The 21,522-nt window shown below is 55.6% G+C and carries 23 protein-coding genes; 12 read left to right on the top strand and 11 right to left on the bottom strand.

Annotated features, from left to right (window positions below; all coding sequences use genetic code 11):
- Position 1 precedes the first annotated feature (1 nt).
- From AC0V6N_RS09895 to AC0V6N_RS09870, 6 genes are all read right to left on the bottom strand, one after another.
- A complete protein-coding gene (locus AC0V6N_RS09895) occupies positions 2-973 on the bottom strand; it encodes a type II secretion system F family protein (RefSeq protein ID WP_486171392.1) in 972 nt (323 codons plus the stop codon).
- 145 nt (positions 974-1,118) lie between these two features.
- On the bottom strand, positions 1,119-2,399 hold the full coding sequence (locus AC0V6N_RS09890) for a CpaE/TadZ family protein (RefSeq protein WP_486171391.1): 1,281 nt from the start codon (positions 2,397-2,399) through the stop codon (positions 1,119-1,121).
- A 3-nt stretch (positions 2,400-2,402) separates the two neighbouring features.
- A complete protein-coding gene (locus AC0V6N_RS09885) occupies positions 2,403-3,047 on the bottom strand; it encodes a CpaD family pilus assembly protein (protein ID WP_486171390.1) in 645 nt (214 codons plus the stop codon).
- Positions 3,048-3,071: 24 nt separating this feature from the next.
- A complete protein-coding gene (locus AC0V6N_RS09880) occupies positions 3,072-4,715 on the bottom strand; it encodes a type II and III secretion system protein family protein (protein ID WP_486171389.1) in 1,644 nt (547 codons plus the stop codon).
- A 68-nt stretch (positions 4,716-4,783) separates the two neighbouring features.
- Positions 4,784-5,881, bottom strand: a complete 1,098-nt coding sequence (cpaB, locus tag AC0V6N_RS09875; protein WP_486171388.1) for a Flp pilus assembly protein CpaB — start codon at positions 5,879-5,881, stop codon at positions 4,784-4,786.
- Between the two features lie 99 nt (positions 5,882-5,980).
- On the bottom strand, positions 5,981-6,472 hold the full coding sequence (locus AC0V6N_RS09870; protein WP_486171387.1) for an A24 family peptidase: 492 nt from the start codon (positions 6,470-6,472) through the stop codon (positions 5,981-5,983).
- A gap of 139 nt (positions 6,473-6,611) precedes the next feature.
- Here AC0V6N_RS09870 and AC0V6N_RS09865 point away from each other — a divergent pair, with 139 nt between their 5' ends.
- The 3 genes from AC0V6N_RS09865 (at position 6,612) to AC0V6N_RS09855 (ending at position 8,930) form a co-directional block, all read left to right on the top strand.
- Complete coding sequence (locus tag AC0V6N_RS09865; RefSeq protein ID WP_486171386.1) at positions 6,612-7,571, top strand: alpha/beta fold hydrolase; 960 nt, start codon at positions 6,612-6,614, stop codon at positions 7,569-7,571.
- Complete coding sequence (locus AC0V6N_RS09860; RefSeq protein ID WP_486171385.1) at positions 7,568-8,692, top strand: NAD(P)/FAD-dependent oxidoreductase; 1,125 nt, start codon at positions 7,568-7,570, stop codon at positions 8,690-8,692. The genes AC0V6N_RS09865 and AC0V6N_RS09860 overlap by 4 nt, the downstream gene beginning before the upstream one ends.
- Positions 8,693-8,753: 61 nt before the next feature.
- Positions 8,754-8,930 (top strand): YegP family protein, encoded by a 177-nt coding sequence (locus AC0V6N_RS09855; protein ID WP_486171384.1) that lies wholly within the window; start codon positions 8,754-8,756, stop codon positions 8,928-8,930.
- Between the two features lie 67 nt (positions 8,931-8,997).
- Here AC0V6N_RS09855 and rnhA read toward each other — a convergent pair whose 3' ends face one another.
- The 3 genes from rnhA to ispH are packed head-to-tail and all read right to left on the bottom strand — an operon-like array spanning position 8,998 to position 11,424.
- Entirely contained in the window at positions 8,998-9,450 is a 453-nt protein-coding gene (gene rnhA, locus AC0V6N_RS09850) for a ribonuclease HI (protein ID WP_486171383.1), read from the bottom strand.
- Positions 9,451-9,479: 29 nt separating this feature from the next.
- Positions 9,480-10,436 (bottom strand): homoserine kinase, encoded by a 957-nt coding sequence (locus tag AC0V6N_RS09845; protein WP_486171382.1) that lies wholly within the window; start codon positions 10,434-10,436, stop codon positions 9,480-9,482.
- A gap of 19 nt (positions 10,437-10,455) precedes the next feature.
- Entirely contained in the window at positions 10,456-11,424 is a 969-nt protein-coding gene (ispH, locus tag AC0V6N_RS09840; RefSeq protein WP_486171381.1) for a 4-hydroxy-3-methylbut-2-enyl diphosphate reductase, read from the bottom strand.
- A gap of 111 nt (positions 11,425-11,535) precedes the next feature.
- On the opposite strand from ispH, the gene AC0V6N_RS09835 reads away from it, so the two are divergent.
- The 9 genes from AC0V6N_RS09835 (at position 11,536) to tatC (ending at position 19,166) form a co-directional block, all read left to right on the top strand.
- Complete coding sequence (locus AC0V6N_RS09835; protein ID WP_486171380.1) at positions 11,536-12,186, top strand: hypothetical protein; 651 nt, start codon at positions 11,536-11,538, stop codon at positions 12,184-12,186.
- 126 nt (positions 12,187-12,312) lie between these two features.
- A complete protein-coding gene (argS, locus tag AC0V6N_RS09830) occupies positions 12,313-14,061 on the top strand; it encodes an arginine--tRNA ligase (protein WP_486171379.1) in 1,749 nt (582 codons plus the stop codon).
- Positions 14,062-14,097: 36 nt separating this feature from the next.
- On the top strand, positions 14,098-14,811 hold the full coding sequence (locus tag AC0V6N_RS09825; RefSeq protein ID WP_486171378.1) for an SPOR domain-containing protein: 714 nt from the start codon (positions 14,098-14,100) through the stop codon (positions 14,809-14,811).
- Positions 14,812-14,937: 126 nt separating this feature from the next.
- Complete coding sequence (nagZ, locus tag AC0V6N_RS09820) at positions 14,938-15,960, top strand: beta-N-acetylhexosaminidase (protein ID WP_486171377.1); 1,023 nt, start codon at positions 14,938-14,940, stop codon at positions 15,958-15,960.
- Positions 15,961-16,034: 74 nt separating this feature from the next.
- On the top strand, positions 16,035-16,835 hold the full coding sequence (locus AC0V6N_RS09815; RefSeq protein WP_486172465.1) for a segregation and condensation protein A: 801 nt from the start codon (positions 16,035-16,037) through the stop codon (positions 16,833-16,835).
- On the top strand, positions 16,832-17,506 hold the full coding sequence (gene scpB / locus AC0V6N_RS09810; protein ID WP_486171376.1) for an SMC-Scp complex subunit ScpB: 675 nt from the start codon (positions 16,832-16,834) through the stop codon (positions 17,504-17,506). Before AC0V6N_RS09815 ends, scpB begins: the two co-directional genes overlap by 4 nt.
- An 84-nt stretch (positions 17,507-17,590) precedes the next feature.
- Positions 17,591-17,821 (top strand): twin-arginine translocase TatA/TatE family subunit, encoded by a 231-nt coding sequence (gene tatA, locus AC0V6N_RS09805; protein ID WP_486171375.1) that lies wholly within the window; start codon positions 17,591-17,593, stop codon positions 17,819-17,821.
- Between the two features lie 67 nt (positions 17,822-17,888).
- Positions 17,889-18,320 (top strand): Sec-independent protein translocase protein TatB, encoded by a 432-nt coding sequence (gene tatB / locus AC0V6N_RS09800; RefSeq protein ID WP_486171374.1) that lies wholly within the window; start codon positions 17,889-17,891, stop codon positions 18,318-18,320.
- A gap of 9 nt (positions 18,321-18,329) precedes the next feature.
- Positions 18,330-19,166 carry a twin-arginine translocase subunit TatC gene (gene tatC, locus AC0V6N_RS09795; protein WP_486171373.1) on the top strand — a complete coding sequence of 279 codons (837 nt, stop codon included), beginning with the start codon at positions 18,330-18,332 and terminating at the stop codon, positions 19,164-19,166.
- A 112-nt stretch (positions 19,167-19,278) separates the two neighbouring features.
- Here tatC and AC0V6N_RS09790 read toward each other — a convergent pair whose 3' ends face one another.
- Complete coding sequence (locus tag AC0V6N_RS09790) at positions 19,279-19,497, bottom strand: hypothetical protein (protein ID WP_486171372.1); 219 nt, start codon at positions 19,495-19,497, stop codon at positions 19,279-19,281.
- A 375-nt stretch (positions 19,498-19,872) separates the two neighbouring features.
- The gene (locus tag AC0V6N_RS09785; protein ID WP_486171371.1) at positions 19,873-21,516 is read right to left on the bottom strand and encodes an amidohydrolase; all 1,644 of its coding nucleotides are present in this window, start codon (positions 21,514-21,516) and stop codon (positions 19,873-19,875) included.
- Between the last annotated feature and the right edge of the window lie 6 nt (positions 21,517-21,522).

The raw sequence follows: 21,522 nt of genomic DNA, 5'->3' as shown, positions 1-21,522 counted from the left end.
ATCAGATTTCGAAACTGACCATTTTGGCCATGATGAAGACGCCAATGCTCATCCATACGAGCCCGCCAAGTCCGGCCACGATCAGACGGTCTTCGTAGAAGAAGCCGCCGATATATTCCGGGTTGATCCAGTAGATCAGACCGAAGACGATGAAGGGCAGTGAGCCAACGATGTACGCAGATGCTTTAAACTCAGAGCTCATCGCTTTGATCTTGAGCTTCATCTGTGAACGCTTGCGCAAAACATCGGCAAGGTTCGACAAGGTTTCTGCCAAGTTACCACCGGTCTCACGTTGAATGGCGAGAGTGATGCAGAAGAAGTTGAACTCTGGAATGCCGAGGCGATCGGCGGTTTCCTGGAGAGAATCTTCCATGGTTTTACCGATTTTGATCCGCTCAACGATGCCTTTGAATTCGATGCCAACAGGGCCATCGACTTCCTGAGCCACCACCTGAAGGGTTTCGGTCACGGGAAGGCCAGAGCGCAGGCCGCGAACCAACAATTCGATCCCATCAGGGAATTTCGCGTTAAAGCCATTGGTCCGTTTGCCGATGAAAAAGCCGACAACCAGATGTGGCAAACCAAGGCCAATCACCGCACCGACACCAAGTGCGAGCAGGATTGCGCCCGACTGCAAGAAGATGAGCACTGCAATCGCCAGCATCAGGCCAAGCGAGGCATAGATGTATTGCGAAACGGTCCAGCCCTTGCCCGTGCGATCAAGCCGCATTTCCAGCGCTTCAGTGCGCGAGCCAGAGCCAGCGACGCGTTGCGCCTTTGGTTTACGCGCGGCGATCGCTTTCTTGAGCTGCGATTCCACCTTTGTGTCGGTGTTTTCCGAGTGGCGGAACCGGAGTGATTCCAACCGGCGTTTCTGCGATTTACCAGCGCCAGAGCCGGTCACCAGCAGGTAACCCACGACTAGCACGGCAAAAATCACCACCGTGATTATCAAGGTTTGGATGAAGTCCATGTCGGTCTCGTGCCTCGCCAGTTCGGTTCGTTCGTTACTTCAACAGCTCCAACTTAGGCTGGAGGTGTTAACTCATTGCTTTTGGCCGGAGCGCCAATGGGAGGGGCGGGCTACTTCGCTCGCCCCGCTCCCTTTGGCAGCGCGCTTAGTCAGCGGGCTCTGCTTCGACCTTTTCTTTCTTCGCCAGCAGACCTTTGAAGTCGAACCCGCCAAGCAGCGATTTCTTCTCTTCGGTGATCGATTCGAGGTCTTCCTCGCTCGCACCCATGATCCGCTCAGCCAGTTGTTTGATCGCGGCGGTCGCCTTCGAAGACTTGTTTGCTTCGACGAAGACCTGACCAAGCTTGGCTGCGTTTGATGCGGCCTTGACGTCATAAGGAATTGCGAAGTCGATCTTGCGTTCGATCGAAGCTTCGAAATCTGCTTTGCTGATCTCAGCGACACCCGGCTGGAATTTGTTGCACACGATCATCGGATGAGCGTGGGCAGCGTTGGTTTTCAGCCATGAAAGAATGCGGATCGTATCACGCGCCGATGCCAGAGTGAGTTCGCAGGTCAAAAGGACCAAGTTCACGTCTGCCAGCAGATGCGGGAAGTTGATCAGCATGTTGCGCGGCAGATCGATGACAGTCATTTCGAACGCCTGGCGGAATTCTTCCTCCAGTTGAACGAAGGCAGCGCCATCAGTCATTAGCGGTTGGCTAATCGGTGCCTCAGCTGAAAGGATCGAAAGGTTGTCATTGGCGCGGATCATTGCGCGTTCAATGAATAGCCCGTCGATACGGCTGGGGTTGTCGATTGCATCAGTCAGACCGCGGCCCGGCTCCAGGTCCAACGCAAGTGCGCCGGTGCCGAAGTGAACATCGAGATCCAGCATCGCCGTTGGTGAGCCATGATGCTCACTGAACAGCCATGCCAGCGACGTGGCCAGTGTCGATGCGCCTGCACCGCCGCGTGTTCCCACGATTGCGGTGGAGATGTGACGTTTGACGGTCTCACCTTCACCACCCTTAGGTGCGGTGAAGACAGCCAATGCGCTGTTCAGCGCATCGTGCACAGCTTGTGCGTTGAGCGGCTTGAGCAGATAGTCCTGAATACCGCTTGCCAAAAGGTCGCGGTAAAGGCGCACATCGTTCACCTGACCGATTGCAATCACAACCGTGCCGGGTTCACAAACTTCTGCCAAAGCGTTGATGTCGTTGAGCGGGTCACCGCTTTCCGAAAGGTCAACTACGAGAATGGCGGGCGATGCGCTGACAGAAAGCGACTGCACAGCATTACGCAGGCCGCCTTTGTTGCACTTTTCCGGCTGCCAGCCCATTTCGATGACCACCGGACGCAAGACGTCCAATGCAGCATCATCGCAAATATAGGCTGCGAACGGATCGCGATTGCCAGGAAGACCAGATTTCCAAGGAGCGTTCATCGATCAGTTACCTCCGCCTTGAGCATTTTGCAGACCGCCAGCACCCGTAGGCGCTGTTTCGCGATAAGTTTGGATGGCACGAGTGCCGGTGGCGACGACGGTTTCGCCAGTGCCTTCTTGACCTTGCAAAAGGTCTTCAGGGTTGGCGACCATTGCGGCCAGGTTGCTATTGATGGCGCAGCCATAGCCAGGGCTTGTGGCGTTTCCGTAATTGGCATCCGATTTGGTTGACCAATCAGGGCAGCCAGGCACCGTTGCGGTCGAACGGGTGATTACCACCCGCGCTTGACCTGGGGCCAAAAGACCTTCGGTGGTTGGTGCAACTTCGCTGACGATCAAACCATAGCGACCAGCAAGATCGTTGACCGCATTGGCAACCGCAGGGTTGCTGGCTGGGTCTTCAACAGTGATGCGGTCACCGTAGCGCAGATCCATGGTTTCGAACCAACCGTTCAGACGCTGCTGTTCGTTGATCGAAAGACCTGAGCGTGTTGTGTCCACGTCCATGGTAAAGTTGGTGCGCTCCACGACCGGTTGTTTGGTCGAGTAAAGCGATGCGTTGGTTGGCATTCCGCCACAACCCGCCACAGCGAGGCCGAGCGAGAGGGCAGCTACGCCCATCAGTTTGCTTTTGCGTGCAATGTTCATTTTTCGAACCCTTCGCTTGGACTATTAAAGGCTGAAACCAGGAGCGGCAGCATCGGCAGAGCGATCACGGCCACGGGTGTTGCGGTCATCGGCCCGGCGATCTTGCTCACGCGGAGATCCGGGGACGATGGCTGCGGGATCGGCGCTGCTGATGTCAGGGCTGGGAGCCTCTGGATCAGCGGCGGTTGGACCAGGGCGCTGAGCGCCGCTTTCACCGTCATTGTCGCGGAAACCGATGAACTGTTCGAACTCATTGGCAGAACTGTAGCCATCGGTTGGCAGACGGATCTGGCTCGCATTGACGGGCTGCACCAGATAAGGTGTCACCACGATCACAAGCTCGGTTTCTCCGCGACGGAAATCACGGCTGCGGAACAGATTGCCAAGAATTGGCAGATCGCCAAGACCCGGTGCCTTATCGAGAGCATTCTGAGCGTTGTTGCTCATCAGGCCAGCAATCATGAAGCTCTGGCCAGAGCCCAGCTCCACAGTTGTTTCTGTGCGACGGATCGTCAGCGCTGGAACCTGGAAACCATTGAGCGTCACGGCGCCCTGGCTCGAAAGCTCAGATACTTCTGGGCGGACGCGCAGTGAAATGCGGCCATTGGCAAGCACGGTCGGCGTATAGGCAAGGCTTACACCGAAATCGCGATATTCAATGGCGACGTTACCGAGGCCCTGAGAAATCGGAATTGGGAACTCGCCACCAGCAAGGAAGGTTGCCGTTTCACCAGATAGAGCGGTGAGGTTTGGCTGCGACAAAGTCGTTACCAAGCCGAGCCGTTCTGACAGATCCAGTGCGCCAAGAACATTGAGACCGAAAAGTCGACCCAAGCCCGCCAAAGACGTGCCACCTTGTGAATCGATACCAGGCCCAGTCAGTGCCTGGGTCAGGATGGCACCATTTTCGTCGAGAACTGGCAGGCCATCAGCGCCAATCACAGGGATTTGGCGGCTAACACCGGCAACACCCTGACCAGCAGACAAAGGCCCGCCAAAGTTGAAGCCATCTGCTTGTCCAAGAGCACGGCCTGAACCCACGACACCGCGGAAATCAGAACCGCCATCCGCAGTTGTGACGTTGCCATTGATCGTACGAACCAGGCTGCGGCTAACCTCAGCAAAGGTGACTTTCAAATTCACCTGCAGCGGCGTCGCTGTCTTGAGGCGGCTGATCACATTGGCTTCACCGCCAAGAAAGGCCTGAACAAGACGTTCCGCTTCAGCTGCATCTTCAGGAGCTGCAACGGTGCCGGTGAGAAGCACGGTGTTGGTGCCCATTGTGGCAACGCTCACCTTGGCTTCTGGCATCGCAAGGGCGAGCATCTGGTCGATGCTGCCAATGTTCGAACCCACGCGGATATTGGCTGAAAAGATCACATCGCCGCGCGCATTGCTCGCGTAGATGGTGGTCTCGCCGCCGGCCTTACCAAAGACATAAAGCTGACGCTGAGATTTGATCTGGACATCTGCCACCGCTTCATTCGCGATAAAGACATCGCTCATGGAGCCAGGCACAGTGATCAATTCACCGCGGCCGATTGACAGGACGATTTCCTGACTTGGGCTAACGACTTGCTGTGCGGTCGCCGTGCCCGTTGGTGTTGCCACCAATGGCAGTGCGGCAATTCCGGCCAGCAGTGCTTTTGCAAGAGTTCTAGCTTTCATCTTAGGGCCCCCGTTAAATGTCCCTGAGTAAATTGTATTCTTGAGCTGAGTGGTCATGGTTTTTCCCCTCAGCGGATTGTCGAACCAGCGACCGGTGCGACTTGGCCAACCTGGCCGACGCCGCGTGCGGTTGCGGTGCTGATAGAGCCGCCCACTGGCACCTCAGAGGTGGCCTTGCCGCGTGTCACACGGACCGTTGGACCACGATATACTGGAGCGCCGTTCACCTGTGCTGAAACACCGGGTGATGGTGGTGTCGCACGAGCGTTTCCACGGCCACGGCTTTCCTCAGAAGGAATGCTCTTGCGTTGGAAACGTGAGACGTCGCCGCCAGTTTGGTAAGTTGAACGTGCATCAACAGGACGCGTCATCGCTGTGCGAAGAATACGCTCTTCTTCTTCTTGCGTAGCGCCTTCTGGGATCTTGATGTCGCCAGAAGCAATCGCACGCTCAAGTTCAGCCTGATTGTCGGCGATAGAGCGCAGGACCAGACGCAGACTGCCGACGCTCTGTGCAACAGCAATCTTTTCAGCAATTTCCGGTGTCACTTCGAGAGTGACAGTGCGGAAGCCGCGAACAACGGTCTGATTGTTTTCGTCAGTCACAGTTTCAGTCGACTGGTCGGTCGCGAGAACACGCAGGTTGCGAAGAACCGTCTCTGCGACTTGAAGAGGACGACCTTCACCGGCCAGAGTTTGCGTCAACAGCATATCGACGCGGTCACCTGGGAAGATAAAGCCTGCAACGCCGATTTCAGCGTCAGGGATCGGAACCGCGACAGCGCGCATGCCAGGGCCAAGCGCCGCAGCAAGGAAACCACGATCGCCAGGGCTCACCAGCGAACCTTGGGTTACCGGCTCACCAGCGGTGACTGGAAAGCGGACAACCGTACCGAGCAGCTGGCTCATATCCGATTCGCCTTCAATGAAGTAGGCGTCTTGGACGAGCTCTTCAGGCCATTGCTGATAGCCCATGGCATCAGCAGTAATGATTGTGCCTGCCGGCAGAGCGCGGTTGGCAACCAATACCTTGGGTCCTTCAGGCTCAGGCGCAGCCGCCTCAGCAGTCGGCGCAGCATCGCCAGCAAACATGCTCCGTGCAAGGAATGCGCTGCCAACGGCAACGACGAGTGCACCAAGCAGCAGAACCAGTTTCTTCCTATCCATGGCTAATTAGCCCCCTAATGTCGGCCCAATAAAGTTTGCGGGCGGGTATGGTTGAAGTGAGTACGTCCGAATTGGTTAAGATCGGGTTCACGGCAGTCCTTATGCGTAAGCAGGAACCGCAATTAATTTAGGATAGAGCACCCAAAGCGCTCCGAATGCGATGGCCACCCCATAGGGGAGCGACGCGTATTTCTTAGGTTTGAAAACAACTCGGCGGAGGACAAAGGCCACGGCCATCGCGCCGCCAAACACTGCCATCATGATAAGCAGGTCGAGATAAGCGAGCGGGGCTAACCATAAGGAAAGCGCGCCCAAGAGCTTGATGTCGCCGCCGCCCAGGATGACGATCCCCACTTTATATCCAATCCACGCGATGCCGATGAGGATGGAGCAGGCAACGATCGCAAAACCAACCTGCCAGGCAATGTCGGGCCATAGCGACATGCCGCTTGCCCACCAGAATGCTGGAGCGCCCACAGCGATGGCGATGTTCAGCTTGTTATGGATCGTGCGGCTGCGAATATCAGTTGCCGCCGCAATTAGCAGCGCGATTGCCAAGGCAATCAGCAGTCCGTAGTGAATGTAACTCATCAGCATCTTGCCCCCGAGAGCTTGCGAAGAGAGGGACATCCCCTCACCGCATCGCTTCTTGGGGCAGCGTGCTAAAGGCGAGTGCTTACCAAATAGTAACCACGTTTCGGAGGTTCACATAGATACAGCTGGCGAAACTATGCTCTATGCTGACGGTCCGATTGATCGGCGCTCTATTCCTCTCGATGCAAATGAAAGCACGTGGAACGCAGCCGATGGCCATACTCTGCGCCGCATCGATTGGCCGGGAAGCGCAGATCCGCCACGTGGCTCAATCCTGTTTATGCCCGGGCGCGGTGACTGTTACGAAAAATACCTCGAGAGCCTTGAAGAATGGCATCGTGCAGGCTGGCGAGTGACCGCATCAGATTGGCGCGGGCAGGCAGGTTCAGGCAGGCTTGGCCGGGATGCAGTGACCGGTCACATTGATGACTTCACTACATGGACTGGCGATCTTGCGCATTTATGGGCCCAATGGATCAAGGAAGTACCAGGACCTCACGTGCTTGCGGGCCACTCTATGGGTGGTCATCTAATTATGCGCGCCTTGGTCGATGGCTTGATTCAGCCTGACGCTGTGTTTCTGAGCGCTCCGATGCTTGGTATGAACAGCCCCCCGCTGCCGATTGCCATGCTGCACTCAGTCGCGCGATTAATGACGTGGGTTGGTGATCCAATGCGCCAAGCATGGAAATGGAGCGAGAAACCGGGCGAACTACCAGCCAAGCGATCACAGTTGCTTACCCATGACGCTGAACGTTATGCGGATGAGCAATATTGGCGCGACACGCGGCCTGAATTGGTGATGGGACCTGCCAGTTGGCACTGGGTAGAGCGCGCCTATGCTTCGTGGCGACGGCTGGAGGAACCGGGCGCAATGGAAGCAGTCAAAGTGCCAGTGCTGATTGTTTCAACATCATCAGACAAGCTCGTGAGCCATCCAACCAATGTCAGCGCATCTAAGCGTTTGCCGAATGGCAAGCTCGTTACCTTTGGCGAAGAAGCGCATCACGAAATCTTGCGCGAAGTGGATGCGGTTCGGCGTCGCATGATGGACGAGGTCGCATTGTTTCTTGATGAGGTCGTACCCGCTCGATGAGTGACGTTCTGTACGATTTTGCCGTTATTGGCGCAGGAATGGCAGGTGCCAGCATTGCAGCGGAGCTTGCCCCGTATTCAAAAGTGTTGGTGCTCGAGGCTGAAGATGTCCCCGGCTATCACTCCACCGGACGTTCGGCCGCTTTTTGGGAGGAATGCTACGGCGGACCTGGCGTCGTACCGCTTACACTCGCATCAGGTCAGTTCTTGCGTGAAGGCGGCTTTCTGAGGCCGCGTGGTGCTTTATATGTCGGACGCGCTGAAGATCGCGCGGCAATGGACGGATTTGTTGAAACCTTCGCCGGCACCGGGGTGACGATAGAGCGCTTGGGATCAGAGGGTTTTGCAGACCGTGTTCCACATATTCGCGAAGAATGGTGCGATGCGATCTGGGAGCCAGCATGCGCGGATATTGAAGTGGCTGGTCTGCATCAGCATTATCTCAAAGCGTTAAAGCAGGCGGGCGCTGATTTGGTGTGCCGCGCGCTAGTCAGTTGTATTGAAACTGAGTCTGGCGGTTGGCGGATGACCACTGAGGCTGGCGAAAGCTATCGGGCGGCTCAAATCGTGAATGCCGCAGGCGCATGGGCTGATACGATCGCGAAGCGGGCAGAAGCGCGTCCATTGGGGATTGATCCGAAACGCCGTACGGTCGCGCAATTGCGCGTCTCGCCAGAGGCACCAGATGATTTGCCGCTTGTGCTCGACATATCTGGCGGGTTCTATTTCAAGTCGGACAATGGCCGCCTGTGGCTAAGCCCGCACGATGAAATTCCAACAGAACCTTGCGATGCTGCGCCTGAGGAGATGGATGTAGCGAAGGCGATTGATCGCTTCGAAAGCGTCACCAATTGGAAGATCGAGGCAGTGGAGCGGCGCTGGGCTGGTCTTAGAAGTTTCGCGCCTGACAGATTGCCCATCTATGGGCCGGACCCTGATGTTCCCCGCTTTAACTGGTTCGCAGGGCAAGGTGGCTTTGGCATTCAGACCGCACCGGCGGCAGCCAGACTTGCCGCTCAGATTATACTAGATGAGGAGCCAGATACCCTCACTTCAGGAATTGACAGATCCTCTTACTCACCGGCTCGCTTCGCTTTTGAAAAAGCACAAGCTTCGGGCTAGTCACAGCCCGATCAATCTGTAAGATGCTGTTGCAGCTTTTGTTTTACAGAGAGGGAAACCCATGGCTCACAAGTTTGAAATCTACAAAGACAAAGCAGACGAGTTTCGCGTACGTTTCAGCTACAATTCTGAAGTGATGTTCTCGACCCAAGGGTATTCAAGCAAGGACAGCGCTAAGAACGCCATTGCTTCGATCCAGAAAAACGGTCCAGGCGCTCCGGTCGAAGACAACACCTAAGCATTTTGATTTCTAGAATTGAGACGGGCGTGTCAGGTGACTGACGCGCCCGTTTTGCATTGAGCAGTTAGAATTCTGCCTGCTCTGACTGAATGCGGCCAGCTTCACCGCTTGCGAGCTGGTCGACCCGCTCGTTTTCGGGATGGCCGGAATGCCCCTTTACCCAATGCCACTCGATTTGGTGTTTGGCGGTGACCTCAATCAAATCATGCCACAGATCAGCATTGCGCACAGGTTTCTTGCTCGCATTGACCCATCCTCGGCGTTGCCAGCCTTCGACCCATTTGGTGATTCCGTCGATCACATATTTGCTGTCAGAATAGAGATCGACCTCGCAAGGCTCGATCAATGCTGAAAGGCCTTGAATAACAGCCGTCATCTCCATGCGATTATTGGTCGTATCCGGGTCCGCGCCGCTCAATTCCTTTTCGTGCTTGCCCATGCGTAGCAATGCACCCCAGCCGCCCGGTCCGGGATTGCCTTTACAAGCGCCGTCAGTGAATATCTCAACGCGTTTCATGAAGCCCCCTTTTGCCAAGCCACTATAGCTCACGCAAACAAATCGGAACCCAATTCGTCGTAAACGCGCCATCTTGAGACGAATTGCATCGGGTCTTTGCGGGTTACCAATGCATCATCAGGGGTGTCGAGCCAGTCTTCTGCGCGGCTTGCAACGAACCGGAGGCAGGCCCCTTTTGCGATTTCAGGGAGTAGAGCGCGCTCCTCAGCATTGATTTCGCGAGTGTCGGTGTAACCGCGCAGGACTGCGGAACCGAGCTCGGCTTCGTAGTTGTTGCTTTCAGGATCAAAAGCCCAAGCTGCGTGAGTTACGGCCAGATCAAGCGCCATTGGGCCGGTGCAAGCAAAATAGAAATCGATTAAGCCGGTGACTCTATCGCCCAACATCAAGACATTATCTGGGAAAAGATCCGCGTGGATTTGTGCTTGTGGAAGCCCATCGAGTTCGAGCGCCGCTGCGGTGTTTGCGGCGCTGAGCATGTTTGGAAGATCTGGATCGATCGATTTAAGTCCTGGCGTGCCACACGAAGCGAGCAATTCTTGATTGCTTTGAAAGTTCATCGCGTTCGCTCGGCGCATGGGAAAGTCGGTGCTCGCCGCGTGAATCTTCGCAAGCACTTGCCCCACCGAATAGGCCTGCGCTGCGCTCGGTTTTGTTGGCGATACACCTGGTAAAAATTCGATCAATGCGACGGCCTTACCATCCACCATCCTGAAAGCCGCCCCCTCCCGATCATGGATCGTGCGGGGAACTGGACAATTTTTGTCAGACAAGTGGTCAAGCAAGCCGAGGAAATAGGGCAAATCGTCAAGCTCAATGCGCCGCTCATACATAGTCAAAATGTAGCGACCCTTGGTGGTCTCGATCAGCCAATTGGAATTGGATACACCTTCGGCAATGCCTTTGGCTGAAAGCAGATCGCCCACATCATATTGAGCGATTAGGTCAGCCAAAGCCTCCGCGCCCAAATGTGTGTAGACAGCCATAGCGCTCAGCCTTTGAAGATTATTCGCTGAGTTGACGCGGCAGTTTGAAAACCATCTTTTCCTCAGCGGTTTTGATGGTTTCCTCTTCAAGAGGTCGCAGCTTTGCGAGCTCATCCACCACTTCGCGCACCAACACTTCGGGAGCAGACGCGCCTGCAGTCAGGCCGATTGTTTCAATGCCATCCAACCAAGCAGGATCAATCTCACTGGCGCGTTGAATCAGTTTGCCCGGAGTACCTAGGCGTTCTGCCACTTCGACCAGACGCAATGAGTTGGAGGAGTTGGGCGCACCCACCACCAGCACCAAATCGCAATCATGAGCCAATTCTTTGACTGCTGCCTGCCGATTAGAGGTCGCGTAGCAAATGTCTTCTGCTTTGGGTCCGCGAATGTTGGGATAGCGCCATTCCAGCGCCTCAATAACTTCGCGTGTGTCATCGACCGACAAAGTCGTTTGAGTGAGATAAGCCAGCGGTTCGTCTGAATCGAATGGCAGCTTGTCCACATCCTCAAGGTCTTCGACTAAGGTCATTTGGCCGGGGTCTACTTGCCCCATCGTGCCTATCACCTCGGGATGACCCTCGTGACCGACGAAAATGATATGACGCCCCTTTTCAAGCTGGCGCTCAGCCTGACGGTGTACTTTCGAGACCAAAGGGCAGGTGGCATCGACATAGACCATATTGCGCCGTTCGGCTTCGGCGGGGACTGATTTGGGTACGCCATGCGCACTAAACACAACCGGCGCATCGGTTGGCACTTCATCAAGCTCTTTGACGAAGATTGCGCCTTTGGCTTTCAGCCCTTCAACCACGTATTTGTTGTGGACGATTTCATGGCGGACATAGACCGGCGCGCCATAGCGTTCGAGCGCCTTTTCGACGATCTCGATCGCGCGGTCGACGCCAGCGCAAAAGCCGCGCGGTGCAGCGATTAGCAATTTGAGCGGTTTTGCGGCGCTCGATGAATCTTGAAAGGGCGCATTCATGATTGAGCCTCTAGCGCTTTGCAGCGTGTCTCGCTAGGGCGAGAGTGCTTGCGGTAAATGGTCCCGTTGACGGGGTATTGCCAAAGATTGATACACTAAGGACGGATTTCAATGATGTTTCGCACCCGCCTCTTACCTGCCATGGCGTTGATCGCCGGGCTTACTGCCTGCGCTCAAGAGGGTGAGCTTGTGGTCGATCAGGGCGTTGGCATCACTTCGGTGCTTACCACTTGTCCGGCTGTGGGCATTCCCGATTTCACTGGTGACGTAACTACTTTCCGCGCCCCAGACGCACCGACGCTGAGCAATCTCGACATGAGCGCTTCGATGACAAATCTGCGCTCAACTTGCGATGACACCAGCGAAAAAGTTTATACTGAGGCCACCTTTGAAGTGCGCGCGCGTCGCACAGATGTTCGCGGCAGCCGCACCGTTACCTTGCCATATTTTGTGACAGTACTCCAAGGCGGCAGCGCAGTGGTGAGTAAGCGAGTGGGCGAAGTCACGTTAACGTTCGCTGACGGTCAGGAGCGCGCGAGCACCAATGCCAAGGCTGGCGCTTTTGTAGATCGAGCGGCGGCTTCACTGCCCGAAGATATTCGCGAACGTATTACGCGTAAACGACGACCTGGCGATCCAGAAGCGGCTCTCGATCCGCTGGCCGCCCCTGAGGTTCGGGCCGCGATTGCGCGCAGCCGCTTTGAGATGCTTGTTGGGTTTCAACTGACCCAAGAGCAGCTGGTTTATAACGCAACGAGATGATTGTGGGCTTGGTTGGCTCCCTTACAATCGCACGGTGATTGCAACGGAGCCCACCCACGAAAGCGACGCGACCGTTGGGTCGCATGAGCGAGGAGATCGCGCCCCGAGCGGGGTGCGCAAACCAACATGACAAACATCAAGACACTCTATTCCGCCTATTCTGACATAGTTGAAGATACGCTCGGCCAGCTGGTTAGCGAAGGCGCGCTGCCCGATGGCACGTCGTTCAAGAATGTTACACTTGAACCACCACGCGATGCGTCGCACGGCGATCTAGCGACCAATGCTGCGATGGTTCTTGCAAAGCCTGCAAAAACCAATCCGCGCGCGCTTGCGGAATTGATTGCAGCCAAGCTGGAAGCGGTCAGTGGCATCGCAAGCGCGGAAATTGCAGGGCCGGGCTTTATCAATCTGCGACTTGATCCTTCAGCGTGGCTGAATGAGCTTACAGCGATTTCTGCACTAGGCGATGAATATGGTCGCTCGGCAATGGGTGAAGGGACGACAGTAAATGTCGAATATGTCTCTGCTAACCCAACCGGGCCAATGCATATGGGCCATTGCCGCGGCGCAGTGGTCGGCGATGCGCTGGCAAGTTTGCTTGAACTGGCTGGTCACTCAGTTACGCGCGAATACTACATCAACGACGCTGGCGGTCAGGTTGACGTGCTCGCTCGGTCTGCGCACCTTCGCTACTGCGAGGCGCTGGGCGATGCGATCACGATCCCCGAAGGCCTTTATCCCGGTGACTATTTGATCCCGGTGGGTGAGGCGCTCGCCCGTGATTTGGGCGACAGGTTTAAGACAGCAGAGGAAGCAGAATGGCTTCCCATTTTCCGCGCTGAAGCGGTTGCGCGGATGATGGATCTCATCAAATCTGATCTCGCATTGCTAGGCATCCACCACGATGTGTTTGCGTCCGAAGCGGCATTGCATGCAGCGGGCAAGCCCGACGAAGCAGAGGCCTGGTTGCGTGAACACGACCTTGTCTATGATGGCGTGCTCGAAGCGCCAAAGGGCAAGGCGCCGCCAGAAGATTGGGAGCCGGTGGAGCTTCCGTTGTTCCGCTCGACCAAATTTGGCGATGATCAGGATCGGCCGATTAAAAAATCGAACGGTGCCTGGACCTATTTTGGTGCGGATCTCGCCTATCACATGCAAAAGGCAGAAAACGCCGATGAGCTAATTGATATTTGGGGTGCTGATCACGCGGGCACGGTCAAAAGGATCAAGGCAGCGGTTGCGGCCTTGTCTGAAGGCAAGGGCAAACCGACTCCATTTGATGTGAAGCTAGTTCAAATGGTGCAGCTGATGCGTGGCGGCGAACCTGTAAAAATGTCCAAGCGCTCGGGTAATTTCATCACTATTGCTGACATGGTCGAGGAAGTGGGCAAGGACGTGGTGCGTTTTACCATGCTGACACGCAAGCCCGAGGCACAGATGGAGTTCGACTTTGCCAAAGTCGTCGAAGCTTCAAAGGACAATCCGGTCTGGTATGTGCAATATGCCCATGCGCGGATACGTTCGACCATTCGTAAGGCAGCGGATGAGGAAGGCATTTCGCCTTCAAGTGAGGCACTGGCCGCGCTTGGAGAAGAAGAGATTACCCTGATCAAGCGGGCAGCTCAGTTCCCTCGTGAAGTCGAAGCCGCCGCAAAGGCACGTGAGCCGCACCGGATTGCGTTCTACCTGTATGATCTCGCTACGGATTTGAATGCCTTTTACAGTCTTGGTAATACTGAGCTCGAAAAGCGCTTCATCCTGAAACAGGACGCGAGTTTGTCCGCCGCGCGCCTTTTCCTGGCTGACACAATCGGGCAGGTTCTGCGCAATGGGCTTCGCGTGTTAGGCGTTGAGGCTGTTGATCGGATGTAATCCGGCGCAAGAAATTGAGATGGGGGTCACTTTCAGGTGATTATCGAAGCCGAATACGAAGAGGTCGAAGCGGCTGATGGCGAACTCGACCTGACCGAGGATGACAGCCTGCCATGGCTGGAAGCCGAAGAGGATGACGAAGGCCGTAGCGGCGTTGATATCGCGCAGATCATCGGTTTTGCATTGATCCTTGGTACACTCGCGGTCGGCCTAATCATGGCTATTTGGTATTATTCCAATCGCTCTGGCGCCGATGTTCCGGTAGCTGATGGCAGCACGATTGAAGCACCTGAAGGGCCAATAAAAGAACGTCCTGACGAAGCCGGCGGCCGAGAATTCGCGGGAACTGGCGATGTGGCACCCGTGGTGGGCGAAGGTGGATCGCGCGATGGTGTGATGGATACTGATGGCGCTGCGACCGGCGCAGATAGCGCTAACGGCACTGGGGCTGAGAGCGCCAATGCCGACAGCAGCTCAGAAACCGGATCGTCTTCAAACGCAGGATCCAGCACCTCGGGCGTTGGCGTTCAGCTTGCAGCTTACTCCTCACGCTCCCGAGCAGAGCAGGGTTGGAATGACCTGGCGCGCCGCACTAATGCTCTGAGCGGTATGCGATACCGGATCGAAGAAGGTGTCGTTGATATCGGTACAGTGTATCGGTTGCAGGCCGTTGCCAGCGACCGCGCGGCAGCAGACCGCTTGTGCGCGACTCTCAAAGCAGATGGTCTCGATTGTCAGGTCAAACCGTAAGTATTTTTGCATGGTGGGAGCGCTCAATTGCGCGCCCGGCCGATTCTTAGGGCTTTCCCCCCGAAAAATTGGCTCTGAATGGTTAGCGCGCTTGCCTGATCGACTGGCGAATGCGAGATTTTCGACATGATTCCGGTAATCTTCGGATGTTCTGGCCCCACTTTGACGGCCGATGAGCGTGCTTTCTTCCGCGAGGCAGATCCGGCGGGCTACATTCTTTTTGGGCGCAATTGTGAAACACCTGAGCAGTTGCGCGCTCTGACGGATGACCTGCGCTCCATTCACGGGCGCGACCGTCTGCTCATATCTATCGATCAGGAAGGTGGCCGGGTTGCTCGTTTGCGTCCTCCTCAATGGTCTGCCTATCCTGCTGGAGAGGCCTTTGACCGGTTGTTTGCTATTGCACCGGCGAGCGCGATTGAGGCCGCGAGGGCAGGGGCCAAAGCAATGGCGCTTGAGCTTTCTGCGATGGGCATCACGGTTGACTACCACCCACCACTTGATGTGCGGCAGCCCGGCGCGCATGACGTAATCGGTGACCGATCATTAGGCAGCGATCCTATGCAAGTTGCCGCGATTGGCCGGGCTATCCTTGATGGTCTCGCTGCAGGCGGCGTTACGGGCTGTATCAAACATATGCCGGGACATGGTCGCAGCATGTGCGACACACACAAGGAAATGCCCACGGTTCATGCGAGCGCTGAAGAGTTGGACCACGACATTGCTCCGTTCCGGTCGCTGAATTCTGCGTTGATCGGTATGACCGGGCACCTCAAATTTCCGATATGGGATGAGGATAATCCAGCGACGCTGTCAGAAACCATCATCCGAGATGTTATCCGCAGCGAAATTGGATTTGATGGTCTGCTGCTGACTGATGACATTGATATGGAAGCGCTAGACGGCTCCATTCCAGAGCGCTCCGCGCGCGCTCATGCAGCGGGTTGCGATATCGTGCTCAATTGCTGGGCAAAGATGGACGATATGCAAGGTATTTGCGACGCGCTCCCTGAGATGTCTGACGTTACTACGGCGAGGCTCGACCTAGCCCTTGCGCCAACCAAAGTGGCCGATGCGATTGCTGATGAACACTCTGAATTGCTGGCAAAGCGAGATGCCTTACTGGCGCTCACTGGGGAAGCGGCGTGAGCCAGAACGATACTCCTCAAGACCCCTTCATGCTGACCGGCGAAGCAGCTGGAACCGGTGAACCGTCGGCCGACATGCCTGAGAACTGGCCTGCAGACGAAATCGTCCGTCAAGGCGCAAAGGACGGCGAGGAAGCGCTCTACCTAGAGCTTGATGGATGGGAAGGGCCGCTTGACCTGTTGCTTGACCTTGCGCGGCGACAAAAAGTCGATTTGCGTCAGATCTCGATCCTGGCTCTGGTTGATCAATATCTAACCTATATTGAACGGGCGCAGGATTTGCGGTTGGAGCTTGCGGCCGATTATCTGGTGATGGCGGCGTGGCTTGCTTACCTCAAATCAGCAATGCTCTTGCCAAAGGATGAGCAGGAGGACCCAAGCCCTGAAGAGCTTGCCCTTCGTCTGCAAATTCGGCTCCAGCGGCTGGGTGCCATGCGAGAGGCTGCGGCACGGCTGATGGGTCGTGATCGGATTGGACGCGATATCTTCATTCGCGGGGCACCTGAGGGATTGCGGACGGATCGAAAGACGCTTTGGAAAAGCGATGCCTACTCGCTGATCCAAGCTTATGGACAGGTAAAGGCGCGCACAGCACCGCGTATTTATCATGTCTCAGATCGCCCCGTTATGACGCTCGACAGCGCGCTTGACCGGGTGTCAGCGATGCTGGGCGTAACGCTTGAATGGATGGAAATTCGCGACTTTCTGCCTGCTCATGCAGAGCCAGAGCTGCGCAAATCGGCGCTTGCCTCCAGCTTTGTGGCAGCGCTTGAGCTTGCGCGGCTGGGCCGAGCAGAGATCGCGCAAGAGGAAGCCTTTGCCCCGCTTCGTATCAGGCGGCTTAAAGATGGTGCCAAGGAAGGGGTGGGCGTATGAGCGACGACGAACGCCTTCCTGAGCAACAGCCTGATGAAGTTGAACGCGGGTTGGAGGCGACACTCTTTGCGGCAGAAGAGCCATTGACTGTCGACGCATTGGCCGCGCACCTAGGTGGGCTTGAAAAGGCTATCATTCGCGATGCACTCGTTGCTCTTCAGGCGCACTACACGCAGCGCGGCGTACACCTGGTTGAGCGCGGTAAGAGGTGGCATTTTGAAACTGCGCCCGATCTTGCGCATCTGTTGCGCCGTGAAAAAGAGCAGGTGCGTCGCCTAAGCCGTGCTGCGACCGAAGTGCTTGCAATCATTGCTTATCATGAGCCTGTGAGCCGTGCCGAGATTGAATCGATCCGGGGTGTGCAGACCAGCACAGGCACGCTTGATGTGCTGATGGAGGCCGGGTGGATAAAGCTCGCTGGGCGCCGCGAGGTGCCCGGCCGCCCGGTGATTTACGCGACCACGCCTGAATTTCTTGATCATTTTGGCCTGCAATCGCGCCGCGATCTTCCTGGCATTGATGAATTGCGCGCCACGGGTTTGCTTGATCCGGTCGATGATGCGTTCGAAGAAGCCATGGCAGGCAGCGAAACTCACACTTTTGAAAAGGGAGATGACAGCGAAGCTGAGATATCAGTGGAGAGCGACGCTGAGGAAGGCACGGCGGGTTAAAACAGTCAGTTTCTCGCTTTGACTGGCGCTTGAACTCATTGATCCCTATATTGGTTCAAATCAAAGCAAGGAAAGTCTGTCCCCATGGGTCTTAGTGTTTGGCAAATTGCTATCATCGCGGTGGTTATTCTGGTCCTGTTTGGACGTGGGCGTATTTCGGAAATGATGGGTGATTTCGGCAAGGGAATCTCAAGCTTCAAGAAGGGTATGAACGAGGATGAAAGCAGTTCATCACCCTCGGCTCAGATTGAAGCCCCAGCCAAAGATGCGACGCCTGATGCAAAAGCCAAGGAAACGAGCGACAAGACAAGCTGAGCTTGCGCCCCTTTAACAGGCGCAACCTTCGCAGTCAGCTTAGCAAGAGCCGATCAAAGGCGTGTGAATGTTCGATATTGGTTTCCAAGAACTGTTACTGATCGTCGTCGTCGCCGTGCTGGTGATCGGCCCAAAAGATATGCCTCTTGCGATGCGCACCGCTGGGCGGTGGATCGGTAAGGTGCGCAAGGTCTCCACTCATTTTCGCACTGGAATCGATGCGATGGTTCGCGAAGCCGAACTTGAGGATATGGAAGAGAAGTGGAAAGCGCAGAACGAGGAAATCATGAAGCGTTCTGCCACTGCCACAGAGGCAGAAAAGGGCGAACCAGTGATGACCGGTCCACCGCCAAAACTGCCCGAAGCTCCGAAAAACGTTCAGGATATTACCGATACAGCGCCGCCGCTGCCAAAAGCTGATTTGAATGCTGAGGCGGCCGCCAAAACGAAAGCTGCGGATAGCAACAATCCTGCTAATCCTGCAAAATCAGGCAAGTAAGCGAAACTGATGGCCTTTGAGATCAAAGATATCGACGAGAGCCGCGCACCGCTCCTCGAGCACTTAATTGAACTGCGTACTCGCCTCTTGCGCGCGTTTCTGGCGCTCGCGATTGGCTTTGCTGTGTGCTTCTACTTCGCCGATCCGATTCTTGGTTTTTTGGTTCAGCCATTGAAGTTTGCATTCCCTGATGGGGAGGGCCAGCTGATTTTCACTAAGCTGCCAGAGATATTCTTTGTTGAGTTGAAGGTCGGGCTGTTTGCAGGCTTCATGGTGAGCTTTCCGATTATCGCGAACCAACTTTGGGCGTTCATCGCCCCGGGGCTTTATGCCAATGAAAAGAAAGCTTTCCTGCCATTTCTCATTGCCACTCCGGTTCTGTTTATTGGTGGAGCGGCGCTTGCTTATTACGTCGTCATGCCGACTGCGTTTCGGTGGTTTTTGGGCTTTGGCGGTGAAGCTGGCGGGCTCGAGATACAGGCTCTGCCGACTGCGGGCGATTACCTTGGCCTTGTCATGCAGTTCATCTTTGCATTTGGTCTGACATTCCTATTGCCCGTTTTGCTGATGCTGCTTCACCGCGCAGGAATTGTGACACGTGCCCAACTTGCAGGCGCTCGTCGTTACGTGATTGTTGCAATCGTGGCGCTAGCCGCCATCGTGACACCGCCGGATCCAGGAAGCCAATTGATCTTGGCAATCCCGCTTTTGCTGTTGTTCGAAGGATCACTAATCTTGATGCGCATTCAGGAAAGCTGGATGCCTAAATCCCAGGATGACGATGAAGGCGCAAATGGCGCTGACAAAGAGAGTATTTCTGACGCTGAGGAGGCTCAAGCGGATTGAGCCGTAGCGCAGGATTAGTCCCGCATTGACGACTTGTCAGAATCGGTAATGGCAAAAGAAAAGGCCCCGAAACCGGGGCCTTTTCAGTATTTTGCTTTGAAGCTAGCTAGCCTTATGGGCTGGCTGGCTCATCGTCGTCATTGTCTGCAATAACAACGATACCAGCAACCACAGCAGCAGCTGCAAGAACTGCGATCAGTACGCCAGAGGCGCCTGCAATCTCATTTTCACCATCAACCGGTGCACCCGAACGCTCAAAAGCGGTCGCGATTGCCGGAGAGGCAGCGAGAGAAAGCGCAGCGGTCGCAAGTACGACATTACGGATTTTCATCGAATCATCTCCTAGAGTTTCTGCGATAAACTCACACACCGAGTATGCGAGCAGGATGGTTGTGACAACCCTAAACTCGTAAAAAACTGGCTCTGGGGGTGCCTTCAGAACAGTTCATCTTCAACATCTTACGTCAGTAGTGGCGCAATTGCATCACTTACCAAGTGGTCAATGTCACGATCGTGAAGCGACAATTGCGCAATTCTGTTTGCTCAATTTAAGCTCCACATGACTTTATCAATGCCGCTTTAACGCACATCGAAAACAAAGCCTTCGCGGGCGCTTTGCAAATTCTAGATTATTAAATGATGAACGCGAGGCCCGTAATCAATGACTTAAGGGGCATCACTTAGGCATACCGCGCCGTGTCGAGAGTTATCTTGAAAAGACCCGTCGCCCATTCAGCCAAACTTCCTCGACACGAGTTGAGCGGATTGCGCTCGGCGATGCGAGGAGCGGATCGCGGTCAACAAAGATGAAGTCGGCTCGTTCACCGGGTACCAAACGTCCGAACCGGCCATCGGCAAACCCAGCAAAGGCGGCATCAGCCGTGAAAGCCCTTAACGCATCTTCTCGGCTTATGGCCTCTTGCGCGCGCCAGCCGCCAAAGGGTTCGCCATTTTCGTCCACGCGACTGATCGCAACTGAGAGACCCGCAAATGCGTCTGCGGGTTCGACAGGCGCATCAGAGCCAAACGCGAGCCGTCCACCAACGCCAAGAACGCTGCGCCACGCATAGGCGCCGCCCAAGCGGTCTTCACCTAGGCGAGCTTCGGCCATTGTCCTGTCCGAGGTTTGGTGAAGAGGTTGCATCGACGCAATGACGCCATGCTCACCAAACCGTGCTAAATCCTCCACATCGACGATTTGTGCATGTTCAATGCGCCAACGCCGGTCACCAGTGTAAGTGGCGGAAAGTTCCTCGATTGCTCGCAAGACGTCCGAATTTGCCGCATCGCCGATCGCGTGCACAGCGGTTTGAAAATTATCGAGCGCGGCGCGGCTCATTCGGTTGCGCAACTGCGCTTCGGTTAGCATCGGAAGCCCGCGTGTATTTGGCTCGTCTTCGTAGGGCTCCTTTAAAGTTGCCCCGCGCGAACCCAAAGCCCCGTCAACATAGAGTTTGATGCCATTGAGCCGTAGCCGGTCGTCATAGAGCCATGGTGTCGGCCCAGGACCACCGATCAGTTCCATAGCATCGAGCGAGTCAGCATAAGACATGATGCGAATTCGCAGCGTACCGAGATCGCCTGCACGGCGGAATGTTTGCCAATCCTCTATGGGGGTGCCCATATCGGCCACCGCTGTGATGCCATTGGCGAGCAAGCGTTCTTGCGCCATAGCAAGTGCGGCGTCGCGGTCTTCAGGACGGGGTGGAGGAACGCTATCACCAACAAGCGGTATCGCATTATCGATGAAGACCCCGCTCGGATTGCCAGCCGCGTCCCTGATGATGCGTCCACCTTCAGGGTCTGCTACATCTGCAGTGATCTCTGCGAGTTCCATGGCAACGCTGTTGGCCCAATTCGCGTGATTGTCAGCCCGTTCCAGCCAAACCGGGCGATCCGATATGACCGCGTCCAATTCTGCTGCGGTTGGAAAACGACCAAGCCCCCATTTTTCCTGATTCCAGCCGCGTCCTAGTATCCAGGGGCGACCCGGATTTTCTTCCGCGAACTCTCCAATTTTTGTAAGCGCTTCCTCGAGGCTATTTGTATCCGACAAGTCAAGCGTGAGGGCTGCGAACCCAATATCCATGACGTGCACATGGGCATCGATCATACCGGGCAGCATGACGCGGCCTTCCCCATCGAGTGCAAATTCGACGTCTTCCGGTCTATCATCGCCGCGCGCGAGGACGTGCGTGATCCGTCCTTCGTCGTCGAAGATGATTTCTGCAAAGCGTTTGACTTCGCCATCTTCATCAATCGTGATGCCATCGACATTGTAAATGAGGGTGTCGGCGGCGGCAGGGGTGGCAACTAGTGCGGCACTGGCAGCAAGGATCTTACGGATCATAGAGAG

Source organism: Erythrobacter sp. S57(2025) (assembly GCF_057365055.1).
Note: the sequence above shows the minus strand (reverse complement) of the source record. Positions and strands in the feature narration are given on the sequence as shown.